General features: G+C 39.8%; 14 protein-coding genes and 1 tRNA gene. 3 read left to right on the top strand and 12 right to left on the bottom strand.

Annotation, left to right across the window (positions count from 1 at the left end; genetic code table 11):
* Positions 1-42: 42 nt before the first annotated feature.
* The 7 genes from DK924_RS06850 to DK924_RS06880 form a co-directional block, all read right to left on the bottom strand.
* Complete coding sequence (locus tag DK924_RS06850) at positions 43-660, bottom strand: FKBP-type peptidyl-prolyl cis-trans isomerase (protein ID WP_008112467.1); 618 nt, start codon at positions 658-660, stop codon at positions 43-45.
* Positions 661-729: 69 nt separating this feature from the next.
* Complete coding sequence (locus DK924_RS06855; RefSeq protein WP_010389909.1) at positions 730-1,053, bottom strand: hypothetical protein; 324 nt, start codon at positions 1,051-1,053, stop codon at positions 730-732.
* Positions 1,054-1,167: 114 nt separating this feature from the next.
* Positions 1,168-1,258 (bottom strand) — tRNA-Ser (locus tag DK924_RS06860).
* Positions 1,259-1,364: 106 nt separating this feature from the next.
* Positions 1,365-1,742 carry a hypothetical protein gene (locus DK924_RS06865; protein ID WP_041709037.1) on the bottom strand — a complete coding sequence of 126 codons (378 nt, stop codon included), beginning with the start codon at positions 1,740-1,742 and terminating at the stop codon, positions 1,365-1,367.
* 203 nt (positions 1,743-1,945) lie between these two features.
* On the bottom strand, positions 1,946-2,494 hold the full coding sequence (locus DK924_RS06870; RefSeq protein ID WP_109874683.1) for an NAD(P)H nitroreductase: 549 nt from the start codon (positions 2,492-2,494) through the stop codon (positions 1,946-1,948).
* 110 nt (positions 2,495-2,604) lie between these two features.
* A complete protein-coding gene (locus tag DK924_RS06875) occupies positions 2,605-3,294 on the bottom strand; it encodes a DoxX family protein (RefSeq protein WP_109874684.1) in 690 nt (229 codons plus the stop codon).
* An 89-nt stretch (positions 3,295-3,383) separates the two neighbouring features.
* Positions 3,384-5,345: an FAD-dependent oxidoreductase gene (locus DK924_RS06880; protein WP_010389905.1), complete on the bottom strand. Its 1,962-nt coding sequence runs from the start codon at positions 5,343-5,345 to the stop codon at positions 3,384-3,386.
* Between the two features lie 297 nt (positions 5,346-5,642).
* Between DK924_RS06880 and sppA the strand changes: the two genes are divergently transcribed.
* Together sppA and ansA are read left to right on the top strand one after the other, a co-directional pair.
* Positions 5,643-7,508 (top strand): signal peptide peptidase SppA, encoded by a 1,866-nt coding sequence (gene sppA, locus DK924_RS06885; protein WP_010389903.1) that lies wholly within the window; start codon positions 5,643-5,645, stop codon positions 7,506-7,508.
* Positions 7,509-7,578: 70 nt separating this feature from the next.
* Positions 7,579-8,589: an asparaginase gene (gene ansA, locus DK924_RS06890; protein WP_054200863.1), complete on the top strand. Its 1,011-nt coding sequence runs from the start codon at positions 7,579-7,581 to the stop codon at positions 8,587-8,589.
* A gap of 66 nt (positions 8,590-8,655) precedes the next feature.
* Here ansA and gndA read toward each other — a convergent pair whose 3' ends face one another.
* Complete coding sequence (gndA, locus tag DK924_RS06895) at positions 8,656-10,029, bottom strand: NADP-dependent phosphogluconate dehydrogenase (RefSeq protein WP_010389900.1); 1,374 nt, start codon at positions 10,027-10,029, stop codon at positions 8,656-8,658.
* Positions 10,030-10,404: 375 nt separating this feature from the next.
* On the opposite strand from gndA, the gene pyk reads away from it, so the two are divergent.
* Positions 10,405-11,841, top strand: coding sequence for a pyruvate kinase (gene pyk, locus DK924_RS06900; protein ID WP_109874685.1), 1,437 nt, complete (start codon positions 10,405-10,407; stop codon positions 11,839-11,841).
* Positions 11,842-11,898: 57 nt separating this feature from the next.
* Here pyk and DK924_RS06905 read toward each other — a convergent pair whose 3' ends face one another.
* The 4 genes from DK924_RS06905 to DK924_RS06920 all read right to left on the bottom strand — a co-directional run bounded on the left by DK924_RS06905 (position 11,899) and on the right by DK924_RS06920 (position 16,129).
* A complete protein-coding gene (locus DK924_RS06905) occupies positions 11,899-12,723 on the bottom strand; it encodes a LytTR family DNA-binding domain-containing protein (protein WP_109874686.1) in 825 nt (274 codons plus the stop codon).
* Complete coding sequence (locus DK924_RS06910; protein WP_010389897.1) at positions 12,720-13,793, bottom strand: sensor histidine kinase; 1,074 nt, start codon at positions 13,791-13,793, stop codon at positions 12,720-12,722. The genes DK924_RS06905 and DK924_RS06910 overlap by 4 nt, the downstream gene beginning before the upstream one ends.
* 204 nt (positions 13,794-13,997) lie before the next feature.
* Positions 13,998-15,554 carry a SulP family inorganic anion transporter gene (locus DK924_RS06915; RefSeq protein WP_010389896.1) on the bottom strand — a complete coding sequence of 519 codons (1,557 nt, stop codon included), beginning with the start codon at positions 15,552-15,554 and terminating at the stop codon, positions 13,998-14,000.
* Positions 15,555-15,670: 116 nt separating this feature from the next.
* Entirely contained in the window at positions 15,671-16,129 is a 459-nt protein-coding gene (locus DK924_RS06920; RefSeq protein WP_109874687.1) for an Lrp/AsnC family transcriptional regulator, read from the bottom strand.
* Positions 16,130-16,174 lie beyond the last annotated feature (45 nt).

Consider the following 16,174-nt stretch of genomic DNA (forward strand, 5'->3'; position numbering starts at 1 on the left):
GAATGCGGTTTTTTCATAACTAAAATGTTATGTACGTTCTAATTAAAGAATTGCGTGTAACTCAACGTCGAATACAAGTGTTGAGTAAGGTGCGATTGCTGCACCGGCACCACGTTCACCATAAGCAAGCTCATGAGGAACGTATAAACGCCACTTAGTACCTACTGGCATCATTTGTAATGCTTCAGTCCAACCTTTGATCACGCCGCCCACTGGGAATTCAGCAGGTTGACCGCGCTCGTATGAGCTGTCAAAAACAGTACCGTTTACTAAAGTACCGTGGTAATCAACACGTACTGTAGACTCAGCAGTTGGCTTCTCGCCTTCACCTGTTGCAAGTACTTCGTACTGAAGACCTGACTCAGTTACTGTAATTTCAGGACGTTTTGCGTTTTCTTCTAAAAATGCAATGCCTTCAGCAGCGAGTACTTTAGCTTCTTCTTCACGACGAGCTTGGATCTCTTCGTTAATTTTTTCAAATGCAGCTTGGATCTCAGGGATCTCAACTTGAAAAGCACTGCCTGCATACGCATCTTTCATGCCTTCAAATACTGAATTTAAGTTTAAACCTTCAAAAGGATTAGCCTTAAGTTGCTCACCCATTTGTAAGCCAATACCGTAACTTGCTTTTTCAGCATCTGTAGTAAAATTATCTGACATAATGTGTTATTCACGTTTTGTTAGTTAAAAGACCCGTATATGCTATCACAAAATAAAAGGTCTTTGGTGCTAGTTTTTATTGAGTTTTTCTTTAATTAAACCAATAGCAAAGGTACACACAGGCAAACTGAGCAAAATTCCAACAAGTAAGCTCATCGACAATAATCCAGCCACACCGACCAGTAAAAGAGGCACAGCTACTAAACCGATAATGCCAATATAAAACGCGCCCCATACAGGCCAATAATTATCGTATTTTGTAATTAAATGCCCCGATAAAATATTAAACCCGATGCCATATAATAAGGTCATTATTAGTGCGTCGTCTGGATATGCATCAATAGCCATTTTTTGTAATAACGATATGGCGCTTTGGTAACAATAACCAAACACAGTCCATAGAAGAATGTGCTTAAGTAAACGTTTAGAAAAGGGTAATTCCGGGGACTGTGACATTATAAAGCTCCAGATAGCAAAAAACCGCCAATAAGGCGGTTTTTTAAATAATGGTGGAGAGATAGGGATTTGAACCCTAGAGGGGCTATAAACCCCTGCCGGTTTTCAAGACCGGTGCATTCGACCACTCTGCCATCTCTCCGTACGGCGCGCATAATAAGATCATACGCTTAGCTTGTAAAGCCCTATTTTAATAAAACCGGCTAAATAGTTAAATATAAACCGCTTTAGTTATCAATTAGCCATTATTAGTAATATTGCTTAGGCCTACGAGCAATCCAAGAGCACACTAAACAGACCAATAAGCTGGCTGTTAAAAATGCAATACTTTGAAATATTAAATCGAAGCGATTAAGGTCATCGCTCGGGATCACAACCAATACAAATGAAGGCAGTACAGTGAACAGTAAAACATAACAACATATTTTAAAGGCTCTGCCAAAATCAAACCGTTTCGATTGTTGCATCCACCAAGTTAGCAATACCAGCACCCCTATTGCTGAAGCAGCAATAAAATGCTCAGCTTGAGTGCTCATTGCAACATAAAATGTCGCAAGCGCGCCAACTACACCCCAGATTGACCAAGCAAACCAGTTTTCTTTTTCACGTAAAAATAAATTTCCCATCATTTTCGTCTTCTTTATCGTTATTATTGGTAAGACTTTCCATACATTACCAAAAAACAACCGATTAAAAAACAAACTGAAGAAGATTTATTACGTTTAGTGCTTCCGTGCGCTTCTCGCAGCTACAATATTAACCGCAGTAGTGTAACACGATTAACTTAATGAATTATGACTATATTGAATATAAAAAGTTCATACTATTTCTACAAAAAACTAAAATAATTTTCTGGTTTGTGCCTTGGTGACTTTTTGCATTCAATTACCGGCGTCCCTAAATATAAATAACCGACTATTTCATCATCATCATTTAAGTTAAGCGCCTGTTTAACACTGGGGCTTTGTGCAAAGTAACCCGTACGCCAAATACCGCCTAACCCCTGAGCGAATGCGGCTTGTTGCATTGCCAATACGCCACAACCTGCGCTTTGTACTTGTTCAATTCTAGGAACTTTTGGGTGTGGTTGATATTTTGCAATCGCAATAATAATCATGGGTGCTCTAAGCGGTAACTCCTTAGCGCGATTAATTACTTTTTCAGCCTGCTGCTCTGCTATAGCGCTTTGATAATAAATTTCACCTAACTTATGACGCGCATCACCTTGAACAATAATATATTGCCACGGTGCAATACAGCCATGATCGGGCACTCTCAACCCAGCCTGCTGAATAATGTTTAACTGCTCTTCATTAGGCCCTGGCGCTGTCAATTTTGCATCAGATTGGCGAGTGAGTAAAAGCTCAATAGCATCCATAGTGTGCTCTCAAAATTCAAAACGTAAGAGTAACATTTATAAGTAAAAAATAAACACTGCAGGGTTAAAACTACTAAGCAGATAAAATTAATGAAGCGAGTGTTTATATCCTAGTAACTATTGATGTAGGCACCGCGTTTAAACCAATAATCTAGGCTTACAAAACGCCCACCTCCCGTAAAGAATAAGCTAAGTAACATGGCAAAATAAATAGCAGAAAATTCGATGCCGTTATTTAGTATTGATGGTTTACCTTTTTCGTATAGGTAATCTTCAAAGCCATATTCTTCAACTAAGCTGCGAATTTTACCTATGCGGACTTGTACTTCTTTTGAATTTTCAAGGCTTTCTTTGGCACCAGGAACTGATAGCCAATCAAGTACTTGGGCGGCACTTGTTTGTGGATTTGTTGGCGCTATAGCAAACCAGCCGTTATGCCAGTGTACTGTTGTTGCTGCTACCACCATTGTAAACATAAGTGGAATACTCACTAAGCGCGTACATAAACCAATAAGTAAAAACCAACCTCCTAAAAACTCACTCCAACCGGCTAAAAAAGCCAGCAAATCAGGAAACGGTAATCCTAATCCCCAGTCACTATTGCCAAACCACTGAACGACATCATCAGAGGCTAAAAACTGGTTAAAAAAACCATTAGTATCGCCACTTATTGCGAGTTTGTTATAGCCTGCAATAATCATTACAGGCGCTAAAATCAAGCGAAAAAGCAAAGCAGGCAAACCATCCAATAAAGATAATTTACCTATAATATTGTCATAAAGCGTAATTAATTTAATCATGCGCACTCTTGTATGTTCATTGTTTATTAAGTTATAGACTATAAACAAACATGACCGCGCACAGAGCTAAATTATTTCGCCCTTAAAGATTAAATTTGCCTTGCTACTTGTAACGCTTCAAATATTGCGCGTTTAGCATCAATAGCAGCAGCGAGTTTAGCGCCACCAATAACATGCACGTTGGCGTTCTCTGCTTGTGCCTTAAATAACTCGTCGTTAGACACTTGACCAATACAGGCAATAACCGTATCGACTGGCAGTACTTGAGTTTCACCAGCAACACTAATGGTTAGGCCGTTTTTATCAAAACTATGGTATTGGCAGTCTGCAATTTGTTTAACACCATGTTGTTTGGCAACTTGACGATGGATCCAACCAGTAGTTTTACCTAAGTCACCACCAAAGCGCCCTGCACTGCGTTTTAGCATATAGAGTTGACGTTCATCTTTATGCGGCTGAGGTTCACACTCTATGCCCCATTGGGTTTTAAAGTCGCTGATGCTTTGTGATTTATGTTCACTTAAAAATGCCACCATATCAAAACCAATACCGCCTGCGCCTAATATAGCAATAGAATTACCCAGCTCTACTTCACCGCGTATAACTTCATCGTAAGCAAATACACGCTTATCATCGCTGCATTTAATCGTAGCTTCACGTGGTCTTACACCCGTTGCAAATACCACATCATCAAACTCAGCTAGCATACTGTCACTAAATGCTTTACCTAATTCAATGGTTACATTTAGACGCTTAAGTTCATTACTAAAGTAAGCTAATGTATGATTGAAGTCTTCTTTACCAGGTATTTGCATCGCTAAATTGAATTGCCCACCCATATGTTGCTTTTGGTCAATCAGGGTTACATTGTGCCCTTTTTGCGCTAAGTAACAGCTAGACGATAAACCTGCAGGCCCTGCGCCAACAACTAATACATTTTTAGCTTTCTCTGCTTTTTCTAACGGGTAATCAAGCTCAAAACCTGCTTGTGGATTTACTAAACAGGTAGCGCGCTTACCTTTAAATACATGATCTAAACAACCCTGATTACAACCAATACAAATATTAATATGCTCAGATTGCTTAGCCGCGTATTTATTAAAAAATTCAGGATCAGCTAATAATGGACGCGCCATAGAAATTAAATCAGCTTCGCCAGCATTTAAAATATCATTAGCAATCTCTGGGGTATTAATGCGGTTTACCGCAATAACAGGCACGCTAATAACATCTTTTAAACGCCTTGACGCTTCTTTAAATGCACCCGGTGGCACCATACTCGCAATTGTAGGTACGCGCGCTTCATGCCAACCAATTCCGGTATTAAAAATATCAACACCCGCTTTTTCAAGTGCAACCGCTTGTTGAGTTACTTCATCAGGGGTTGAACCATTAGGGATTAAATCTATAACGGAGAGTCTAAAAATAATTAAAAATTTATCCGATACTTTTGCTCTTACTGCTTTTACAATTTCAACGGCTAAACGCATTCTGTTTTCAAGGCTGCCGCCAAATTCGTCGTTTCGTTTATTAGTATGCGGTGCCATAAACTCATTAATCAAATAACCTTCTGAGCCCATTACTTCCACGCCATCGTAACCAGCCTTTTCAGCCAAATAAGCCGAGTGAGCAAAATCTTTAATCGTTTTCTTAATTGAACTTAAAGACATTTCCTTTGGTTTATATGGATTAATCGGAGCTTTTATAGCACTTGGTGCCTGATTAAAAGGGTGATACGCATAACGCCCAGCATGTAATAATTGCAAACATATTTTACCACCATGTTGATGAACAGCTTGCGTATATGCACGATGCTTAAATACATCGTAATAACTATTAAATGATGAAGAAATAGGCGTTAACTTACCGCGTAAGTTAGGGCTGTAGCCTCCGGTAATAAGCATCGCAGTGCCACCTTTGGCACGTGCTTCATAAAAGGCACGAAGGCGTTTGCGATTGTGCCAACCTTCTTCAAGGCCGGTATGCATTGATCCCATTACTAAACGGTTGCGTAGTTGTGTGTGTTTTAGTTCTAGTTTTTGTTCTAACATCCTGTGCCCCAATAACTGGTCTAACCTGTGTGTTTGTTCAATTCTGCTTTAATGACGCAGAATAAGCAATATACGAGCAGCTTAAACTTAAACTTTTTAATTTAAAACACCCTAAATAATCTTGTTTTATGTATAACTGTTAATTGTAAAATACGGCTAAAAGTGACATAAACATTCGTATAATCATAAGTGTAATTGAATTTATAAATGTTTCGTTACGATTTAGCAGTTAAATTAATTTATATTCTAAGCTACTATGGCAATAACGTTTTAGCTGTACGAATTTAAGGAGCTATTTTGATAGCGAAGGTATTTAAAGGTATATGGACAGGGATTAACTTCTCGCGTCGTTTAGTACTAAATTTATTATTTTTATTTTTGGTTATCATTTTCATTGTCTCAGTATCAAGTGACGGCGATAAAATCATTGTCGAAGAGGGTTCTGTCCTCAGGCTCAACCTAAACGGTCCTATTGTGGAAGAAAAAACCTACGTAGACCCTATAGAAGCGGCCATTAATGATGCAACAGCAAGCGCTGATACGCCTACTGAAATACTGCTTGATGATGTCATTGAAGTAATCAATGAGGCGTCACAAGACTCTCGTATCAGCGCAATTTTGCTTGATTTACAAGAAATGCCAAAAGCGCACTTAAATAAGCTTAAGCAAATTACAAAAGCACTTGATACATTTAAAGCAACTGGAAAAAAAGTAATTGCCTCAGGCTATTACTATACCCAAGCGCAATATTACATTGCCGCGCATGCAGACGAAATTGCGATGCACCCTTATGGTAGTGTGCTTATTGAAGGCTACGGTATGTACCCGCTTTACTTCAAAGATGCATTAGAAAAATTAGAAGTCACTCAGCATATATTTCGTGTAGGTACCTTCAAATCTGCCGTTGAACCGTTTATCAGAAACGATATGTCAGAAGCAGCTAAAGAAGCAAACCGCGTATGGTTAGGTGCTTTATGGAACGAATATAAGCAAGATGTAAGTGCGGTGCGTCCATTTGACGAATCAAATTTTGATGAAACAATGGATACTTATTTAGCCAAAATGCAGGCTGCCAATGGTGATGCGGGTAAATACGCGCTGGATAATAAATGGGTTGATTCTCTCAAAACTAATCAACAAATTCGTCAACAATTAATTGATCTAGTTGGCGCTGAGGAAGATGGTAAAACATTTAAACAAGTGTCTTTTGGTGAATACTTAAGCTTAGTTAAGCCGCCAATTGAGTTTGATAACCCAATGACAGAAAAAGTCGCTGTGGTTGTAGCTAAAGGTACCATCGTAGACGGTGAGCGTCGTGCCGGTGAGATTGGCGGTGATTCAACAGCTGCACTATTACGCAAGGCACGCCTTGACGATAAAGTAAAAGCAGTCGTGTTACGTATTGATTCTGGCGGTGGCAGCATGTTTGCCTCTGAAGTTATTCGTGCTGAAGTATTGGCACTTAAGGCCGCAGGCAAACCAGTCATTGCTTCAATGAGCTCAGTAGCTGCATCAGGTGGTTATTGGATTGCATCAGCGGCAAATGAAATTTGGGCAGCACCTAGTACGATTACCGGCTCAATCGGTGTATTTGGTACCTTTATGACCTTTGAAGATACCTTAGCTAAAATCGGTGTTTACTCTGATGGTGTAGCGACTACAGAAATGGCCGGTTTTTCAATAACTCGTCCACTAAATGAAAAAATGGCACAAGTGATTCAAATGAGTGTTGAAGAAGCTTATGAACGTTTTTTAAATGTCGTTGCCGATGCGCGTAATATGACCCCTGAGCAAGTTGATAAAATTGCCCAAGGCCGCGTTTGGATTGCATCGCAAGCTCAAGAGCTTGGTTTAGTTGACAAGCTGGGTAACAAGCAAGACGCTATCAAAGCGGCTGCAGAGCTTGCTAAACTTAACTTCTATGAAGTTAAAACAATTAAACAATCACTTAGCCCTCAAGAACAAATGCTCCAAGATATTTTTGGTAGCGCCGCGGTTAAATCAGTGCTTGGACTTGAAACACAAAAATCAGCAGTACTAGCTAGTCAAGCTAACCTGCAAAGCGTGATTAAGCAATTAAGCAGCGAAGTAGAAAACCTGAAAGATTATAACGACCCACAAGGTGTTTACGCGCGCTGTTTAGAATGTACAGTTGCACAATAATGCCCTAACAGGCTGTATTGATTAGCACTTAGCGTTATACTAAGCCCAGTTTTTTTACTGGGCTTTTTTTATGAAACGTAAACGCATTTACATCGCTTATACTGGCGGTACTATAGGAATGAAAAAATCAATCCGCGGCTATATCCCTGCCGAAGGTTTTTTAACCGAAACTGTGGTTAATAACGCAGAATTTAATCGTGAAGAAATGCCATTATTCGATATTCATGAATACTGCCCACTGATTGACTCTTCAGATATGTCTCCTGCCCACTGGCAACTTATTGCTGATGACATAAAAAGTAAGTACCAAGATTACGACGGCTTTGTAGTGCTGCATGGTACAGATACCATGGCCTATACGGCATCGGCTTTGTCGTTTATGTTTGAAAACTTAACAAAGCCTATTATCGTGACCGGCTCACAAATTCCGCTCTCTCAATTGCGCTCAGATGGTCAAGTTAACCTACTTAATGCCATGTATTTAGCAGCTAACTACCCGATAGCGGAAGTCAGTTTATTTTTTAATAATCAATTATTTAGAGGCAACCGAGCAACCAAAGCGCATGCCGATGGATTTGATGCATTCGCCTCCCCTAACCTAGAGCCATTAGCGCTGTCTGGCATTAATATTCAACTGATCAAAGGTCAGTTAAGTCCGTATGTAGAAAATGAATTACAAGTTGCGCAGATCACTCCTCAAGCCATTGGTGTATTGTATTTATACCCTGGGATCAGCAAAGAAGTGGTTAAAAGCTTAGTTAATGGCAACATTAAAGCATTGGTACTGCTGAGCTTTGGTGTGGGTAATGCACCGCAAGACCCTGAGTTTTTGGATATACTTGATGAAGCGAGTAAGCGCGGCGTTATTATCACAAACCTCACTCAATGCCTAAAAGGGCAAGTGAATATGGGCGGGTATGCCACAGGAAATGCGCTACTCAATATAGGCGTGATCAGTGGTTTTGATATGACCTTAGAAGCCTGTTTAACTAAACTGCATTATCTTTTTAGTCAAAACTTAGAGGTCGAAACGATTCGCCATTTAATGCAAGATAATTTGCGGGGTGAGTTAACTCGTTAGGTGTTCAGCTAAACGAATAACAAAAAAGGACGCTATTTAGCGTCCTTTTTATTTACTTAGATTTTATTAACGAACTTTTGCGTCAATATCAACTAAGTCAGTTAAATGACACGTTTCACCACTGTGGGTCTTAATGCCATGCTCACCAAAGTAATCACGCTGGGCTTGTACTAAATGCCCATTACTTGGTGTTGTTAACGTTGCTAAGTAGGTTTGTGTTGCACTTAGCACAGGGAATGCCAGACCCGTCATGACCGCTTGGCCCGTTACTTTACGCATTGCGAGTGACTCTTTTTCAAGAGTATCAATAAACTCAACACCTTGCGCTACACTGTCTAAGTAATCTGCACGAATAATACACCCTGCACGCCAGGTTTGTAGTGTTTTGGCTAAATCAACTTTCCACTGATGGGTACGTGAAGCACCTTTAATTAATGCAAGTCCTTGACGATACGCTAGTAAACTTGCAAGAGTAAATGCATCTTTCAATTCATCTAAATCAATATCAACTTGCGTGGTATTTTGCGCGCTATACGTCATCTCTTGTGCAGCAGTGGTATTGCATGCATTAGTTAAATGGCGTGCTTGAACAGCGGCTACTAATGATGGTACCGCAATACCCAATTCAAGTGCATTTTGAGCTGTCCATAAACCAGTACCTTTTGCGCCAACTTTGTTATCAATTAAGTCAACAAGGGGCACATTTTGCGAATTTTCAAGTGACAAAATATGGCTAGAAATTGACAATAAATAGCTATTTAACTGGCCTTGTGACCATTCATTAAATATCTCAGCAATTTCTTTTGGCGAGCGCTTAGTTCCATGACGAAGTAACTGATACACTTCAGCAATAAGTTGCATCAGTGCGTATTCAATTCCATTATGAACCATTTTTACAAAATGACCGCTGGCTGATTGACCAACGCGAGCAAAACACGACTCGCCTTTGTAGCTTGCAGCAACTTTTGTAAACCATGGCTCGACACGCTCCCAGCCACCTTCAGAACCACTTGCCATCATAGCTGGCCCATGACGCGCACCCTCAGCACCACCTGAAATACCCATGGTGGCAAACTCAAACTTGTCTTGGTATTTTAGCTTGCGATTAATTCCGTCTTTGTAATTACTGTTACCGCAGTCAACAATAATATCACTACATTGAACACCCGCTTCAATCAGCTCATTGCAAACCGCATCAACCAACTCACCCGCAGGTACAAGTAATAAAATAGAACGCGGTGTTTCTAAACGCCTAACCATATCCCCTAGATCAGAGACAATGTGAAGTTTGTCAGCCATGCCTTGTGACTTAGCACAGCTTAATAACTCTTCACCCGCATTTGGGTTTTTGTCATAAGCGACCAGCGTTATCCCTTTTTCAATCAAGTTCAGGGCAAGATTTTTCCCCATAACGCCTAACCCTACTAATGCAACTTGCATTTAGTGCCCTCCTCGGTAACAACTATTTGGTTAGTAAATTAAAATAATACCGCGTGCATTATACTCAGGCCTTAGCCATGAGCAAAGCTACATGCATTTATTACAGTTAAAATAAACACTGCAATTATATCAAACAACCGCCCTCACAGGGGAAGAAATAGCGCTGCTATTTAAATTTTTAGATCATTGACGCCCTGTGACACCGGTGTCATAATGATGACATATTCATTTTGTATATAATAGTCGCAATGTTATAAAAATTGCATAAAACTAAAAATTACTATTTAACCTGAAATCTTCTTTGAAGATTTATTAAGTAGTCACTAAAACAAAATAACCGTCAACTTGCTTAAAATAAGCGCACAGGAGAATTTAATGTTAAGACGTACAAAAATAGTCGCGACACTTGGACCTGCAACAGACAGAGATAATAACTTAGAAAAAATTATTCGCGCAGGCGCTAATGTCGTTCGATTAAACTTCTCACACGGTGTTGCACAAGATCACAAAGACCGTGCACAAGCTGTTAGAGATATAGCCGCTAAACTGGGTAAGCACGTTGCAATTCTTGCTGACCTACAAGGTCCTAAAATCCGTGTTTCAACCTTTAAAGAAGGTAAAGTAACTTTAGCGGTCGGTGCAAAATTCATCCTTGATGCAAAAATGGAAAAAGGTGAAGGCGATATTAACGCCGTTGGTATCGATTATAAAGAGCTACCACAAGATGTAGCTCCTGGTGATTTACTCCTTTTAAACGATGGCTTAATTCAGCTTACTGTAGAACATGTTGAAGGTCATTTAGTGCACACTGTGGTTACTGTGGGTGGGGTGCTCTCGAACAATAAAGGGATTAATCGTTTAGGTGGTGGTTTAACTGCGCCCGCGTTTACCGATAAAGACAAAGAAGACTTAATAACTGCGGCTGAAATTAATGTTGACTATATTGCCGTTTCATTCCCGCGTAGTGGCGATGATATGCGTTATGTACGTTCACTTGCAGAAGCTGCAGGCTCTAATGCTCAGCTTTTGGCTAAAATTGAACGTGCTGAAGCAGTAGAAACACAAGAAGCAGTAGATGATATTATTTTAGCGTCTGATGCTGTGATGGTTGCTCGTGGTGATTTAGGTGTTGAGATTGGTGACGCAGCTTTAATGGGCAAACAAAAACTCATTATTCGTCGCGCACGCTCGCTTAATCGTACTGTTGTAACAGCCACGCAAATGATGGAATCGATGATCGATAACCCAATGCCAACTCGTGCAGAGGTTATGGATGTTGCCAACGCAGTGCTTGATGGCACCGATGCGGTCATGCTTTCAGCGGAAACAGCTGCTGGTGATTACCCAGAAGAAACGGTTGCCACAATGGCACGTGTTTGTTTAGGTGCTGAGTCGCAAAAAGAAACCCATGTTTCTAAGCATCGTTTAGATAGCCGCTTCTCTTCTAATGCGGAGTCAATTGCACTCTCTGCAATGTATGCAGCTAATCACTTAGACTCTGTGAAAGCGATTATCACCCTAACAGAATCAGGTAGTACAGCAAAACTTATGTCGCGTATTAGCTCTGGTTTACCCATTTACTCACTTTCACGTCATCCGAGCACATTAGGGCAAACAGCACTATATCGTGGTGTTTACCCGGTGTTTTTTGACTCTACCAAATGTGAAAAAGATAATATGGTTAAAGATGCATTAAACACGTTAGTGGCTGCAGGTTCACTGCAAACAGGCGACACCGTGATTATCACTCATGGTGATGCAATGGAAACAATTGGTGCAACCAATACAATGAAGATAGTGACAGTGTCGTAAAAGTCACAATAAAAAACGCGAGCTAATTGCTCGCGTTTTTTATGCTATTTATTAAAGTTAGCTAGCTAATGCTGCTTTTACTTTATCACGGTAACTTCTACTTACTTTAAGTTCTTGTCCGTTATCTAACACTAATAAATATTCACCACTAACCTGAGTTACCAGCTTGATAATTTGTTTGGTGTTAACAATCGCGCTGCGATGCACTCGTACAAATAGATTTGGGTCTAATTCTTGTTCAAGCTCTTTCATGGTTTTACGTAATATATGCGTTTGCCCGTCTTGGCAATGTAAACACATATAATCACCTGCCGCATCTACCCATTGTATCGTGGCAACGGGCACTCTAACAATTTCGCCCTGCTCTTTTACTGCTAGTGACTCAGGGTAGCGCCGATCAGTTAAGGTATCACCTGTGGCTAATTTCTTTAAAATTTCTTCGCAGTTATTACCCGTTATCCCAGCTACAAAACTGGCTAATTTTTTCTTATGGGCGTTATCCTGCTGAGTTTTTAAATAGGTATGCACTTTTTCTACCGCCTGTTTTAATCTGTTATCATCAACGGGTTTTAAAATGTAATCTAAAGCATGAATTTCAAATGCTTTAACAGCAAAGTGGTCAAACGCAGTAACAAATACAATGGCAGGCAAGTCTTTACTACTTTCACTCAATGCACGCGCTACCTCAAAGCCATTCATGCCTGGCATTTGAATATCTAAAAATACGAGGTCAATTTTTTCGTTTTTGCAACTTTCGATCGCATCAAATCCTGAGCTACATAGTTTGATCACTTCAATATCAGAAAACTCTTCAAGCCTAACGGCTAAGCCTTTACGTGCTAATGGTTCATCATCAACAATCAGCGTTTTTATTCTTGTCATTTCTTCACAGCCTTCTCAAACGGAACTCGCAGATTAACTTTCAATCCACTTGGCGTATTATGTGATAATACAAACGAGTAATTATTTTCGTAGAGCGTTTTTAATCTGTCTTGGGTGTTTGCTACACCCACGCCTTGTGCATTAACTAACTGGCCATTTACAATTTCAGTGCCAGGGCCATTATCGCCCACTTCAAGTAATAATTCATTAGCAAATACTTGTGCTTTTATATCAATAACGCCACCTTCTGCCATGTGAGCAATGGCGTACTTAATAGCATTTTCAATGATCGGTTGTAATATTAAGCTAGGTACCAATGCTTGTTGAGCTTGCTCACTCACATCAACATTAACCTGTAACCGTTCATCAAAGCGCACACGTTCAATCTCTAAATACAGCATTAATGCATGTAACTCTTGCTCTAGTGGCACTTTTTTAATTGGATCAGTATTGAGTGTATAACGCAAAAAGTCACTCAGCTTAGATACCATTAAATTAGCATCTTTGTTTTCTTTTACCAAAATTAAAGTGGAAATAGCATTGAGGGTGTTAAATAAAAAGTGAGGGTTTAACTGATATCTGAGCATTTTTAACTGCGCTTCGTGCGCCATTGTAGTTGCTTTTAACGCTTTTTGGCGTTCACTTTGTAGTAACTGGTAATACTTAACCCCAAAGTACAAGCCACTCCAACACAAAATAATATAAACGGAGTCTAGCCCTTGTTGTAAATAATAGAACCATTCTTCAGGGCGATAGCCGTGTCGATAAATTTCCCACAAGTTAAACTTTTGTACCACCGCCCAGAGCGTACCAGTTACATACGAAGCACCAAATACAACAATGATTAAGACCCAAGGCGAGGCATTCCAAATTTTGCGATATATATAACGCAAAGGGACAGTCATTAAACAGCCCGCATAGGCATTAAGTAAAATAACGAATACGTAAATATCACGCATTTCGAATACTTTAGATCCAATGTAATTAACTAACGCATACCCTATCCAGCCAGCGATTTGCAAAAGCCAGAAAAAGCGTTGTCTGTTATCAATTAAAGACTGCCAATTCAAAATTAATTATTACCTTATAAATTTGTTATTATTATATCGATTTATCAACGTGTATAGCACTACCAACTGTCTTACTTTTTAATAGCCCTATCGCAAACGATAACGTTGGCTGATGCTATTCGGTTAAGCGATTCAATTGAGCTATATGCATAAAAAAAGCGAAAGGTATGTACCTTTCGCTTCTCAATGTTTACTTTTTATTTATTAAGCAAGTTTGTCTGAAGCAACTTTATAAGTCGGATCTTCAATTACGTTTACTTCCACTAAATCACGTGCTTTATGAAGTAGTTCAGTACAGTCTTTGCTTAAGTGACGTAAATGCAACTTTTTACCCGCTTTATTGTACTTATCAGCTAGGCTATCAATTGCTTCTATTGCACTGTGATCCGCAACACGGCTGTATTTAAACTCAACAATAACGTCTTTAGGGTCGTTCTTTACATCAAATAAATCAGCAAAGTTTTTAACTGAGCCAAAGAATAAAGGCCCGTGTAACTCGTACACTTTTGAACCTTCTTTATCAATATAGTTCGTTGTGTAAATATGTTTAGCATGCTGCCAAGCAAATACTAATGCAGACACAATAACACCCACACACACTGCAATGGCTAAGTCAGTGATAACCGTCACACCCGATACTAAAACAATTACAAATGCGTCAGATAAAGGCACGCGTTTCATCATTTTAAAACTTGCCCATTCAAATGTACCCAGTACCACCATAAACATAACCCCAACTAATGCCGCTAGTGGGATCATTTCAATTAAGCTTGAGGCAAAGATAATAAACGCAAGTAACATCAGCGCAGCACTAATACCAGATAAACGCGAACGGCCACCTGAATTAATGTTAATCATAGATTGGCCAATCATGGCACAGCCACCCATTGCACCAAAGAAACCACATGTAACGTTTGCCGCACCTTGGCCAATACATTCTTTGTTAGAATGGCCACGTGTTTCTGTAATTTCGTCAATCAAGCTTAGCGTTAACAGCGATTCAATTAAGCCAATTGCTGCAAGAATAAGCGCATATGGGAAGATAATTTGTAGTGTTTCTAAATTAAAAGGCACCATAGGAATATGAAACTGCGGTAAACCACCGGCAATCGTTGCAGCTTCATTACCTGTCATACCTTTTAAGAAATCAAGTACTGTACGCGCTTCTAAGTCAAGGCCAATAACTAAGCCAGTTACCGTCACAATGGCAACCAGTGACGAAGGGACTGCGGTCGTTAATTTTGGCAAAAAGTGAATAATAGCCATAGTTAGCGCCACTAAACCGAGCATAATGTACATTGCACTGCCCGTCATCCATTCTTGACCGCCAGCACCATCAGGTACTTTAAACTGCCCGAGCTGTGCTAAAAATATAACTATCGCTAAGCCATTTACAAAACCGAGCATCACCGGATGTGGAACCATACGTATAAACTTACCGAGCTTAAATACCCCAGCCAATATTTGTAATAGCCCCATCAGCAACACCGTGGCAAATAGATATTCCACTCCGTGATCCAGTACTAAACTTACCATTACAACCGCAAGCGCACCGGTTGCACCCGAAATCATACCTGGACGACCACCAAAAATAGCCGTAATTAAGCCAACAATAAATGCGGCATATAAACCAACAAGGGGTTCTACATTTGCAACAAAGGCAAATGCAACAGCTTCTGGGATCAAGGCAAGTGCCACGGTCAATCCAGAGAGAATATCGTTTTTAGCAGAGCTTGGCGCCCTACTGAGTAAGTTAAACATTGAGTTCCTCAGTTTTATTTAGCTGACAAAAAAAGCGCTGAATTCTATCAAATTAGCGCTCATTTCACAATTATAGTTAATGCAGCCGATTTGTTTATCATCGGCTTATTTTTATTTTACAGTGGTAAGGCTGTACTACGTTTTACACAGGTCATGGTCACGTTAGAATGAACCTCTTGGACGTACTCTAAGCTAAGTAGGTTATCGCGTACAAAGTGCTCATAACCTTCTATGCCTTGAGAGATAATACGCAACATAAAGTCCATAGTACCCGCCATGGTGTAACATTCAGTCACTTCATTATAGCTAAGTATCAGTTTTTCAAACTCGGCTAGATTCTTTTTGCCATGGTTTGATAAACGTACATGGGCGTATACCAACATATCAAAGCCCAGCTTTTTTTCATCAAGCAATGCGACTTTACTTTTGATGTAGCCATCTTGTTCTAATTTAGCAATACGACGCCAACAAGGAGACTGAGATAGGCCTACTTTATCTGCAATTTCAGCGGTTGATAAACTTGCATCTTGTTGTAAAAGTGCCAATATTTGGCGATCTACGTGATTTAGAGACATTTTATTTCTTATTTATCTAATAAATTGGTTAAATTATACAGCCTT

This window comes from Pseudoalteromonas sp. meg-B1, assembly GCF_003173795.1.
GTDB lineage: Bacteria > Pseudomonadota > Gammaproteobacteria > Enterobacterales > Alteromonadaceae > Pseudoalteromonas > Pseudoalteromonas undina.

Excerpts from the sequence above, each read along its gene's own strand:
- DK924_RS06850 (WP_008112467.1), bottom strand. The coding sequence starts at position 660 with ATGTCAGATAATTTTACTACAGATGCTGAAAAAGCAAGTTACGGTATT.
- DK924_RS06865 (WP_041709037.1), bottom strand. The coding sequence starts at position 1,742 with ATGGGAAATTTATTTTTACGTGAAAAAGAAAACTGGTTTGCTTGGTCA.
- DK924_RS06870 (WP_109874683.1), bottom strand. The coding sequence starts at position 2,494 with ATGGATGCTATTGAGCTTTTACTCACTCGCCAATCTGATGCAAAATTG.
- DK924_RS06875 (WP_109874684.1), bottom strand. The coding sequence starts at position 3,294 with ATGATTAAATTAATTACGCTTTATGACAATATTATAGGTAAATTATCT.
- DK924_RS06880 (WP_010389905.1), bottom strand. The coding sequence starts at position 5,345 with ATGTTAGAACAAAAACTAGAACTAAAACACACACAACTACGCAACCGT.
- ansA (WP_054200863.1), top strand. The coding sequence starts at position 7,579 with ATGAAACGTAAACGCATTTACATCGCTTATACTGGCGGTACTATAGGA.
- gndA (WP_010389900.1), bottom strand. The coding sequence starts at position 10,029 with ATGCAAGTTGCATTAGTAGGGTTAGGCGTTATGGGGAAAAATCTTGCC.
- pyk (WP_109874685.1), top strand. The coding sequence starts at position 10,405 with ATGTTAAGACGTACAAAAATAGTCGCGACACTTGGACCTGCAACAGAC.
- DK924_RS06905 (WP_109874686.1), bottom strand. The coding sequence starts at position 12,723 with ATGACAAGAATAAAAACGCTGATTGTTGATGATGAACCATTAGCACGT.
- DK924_RS06915 (WP_010389896.1), bottom strand. The coding sequence starts at position 15,554 with ATGTTTAACTTACTCAGTAGGGCGCCAAGCTCTGCTAAAAACGATATT.
- DK924_RS06920 (WP_109874687.1), bottom strand. The coding sequence starts at position 16,129 with ATGTCTCTAAATCACGTAGATCGCCAAATATTGGCACTTTTACAACAA.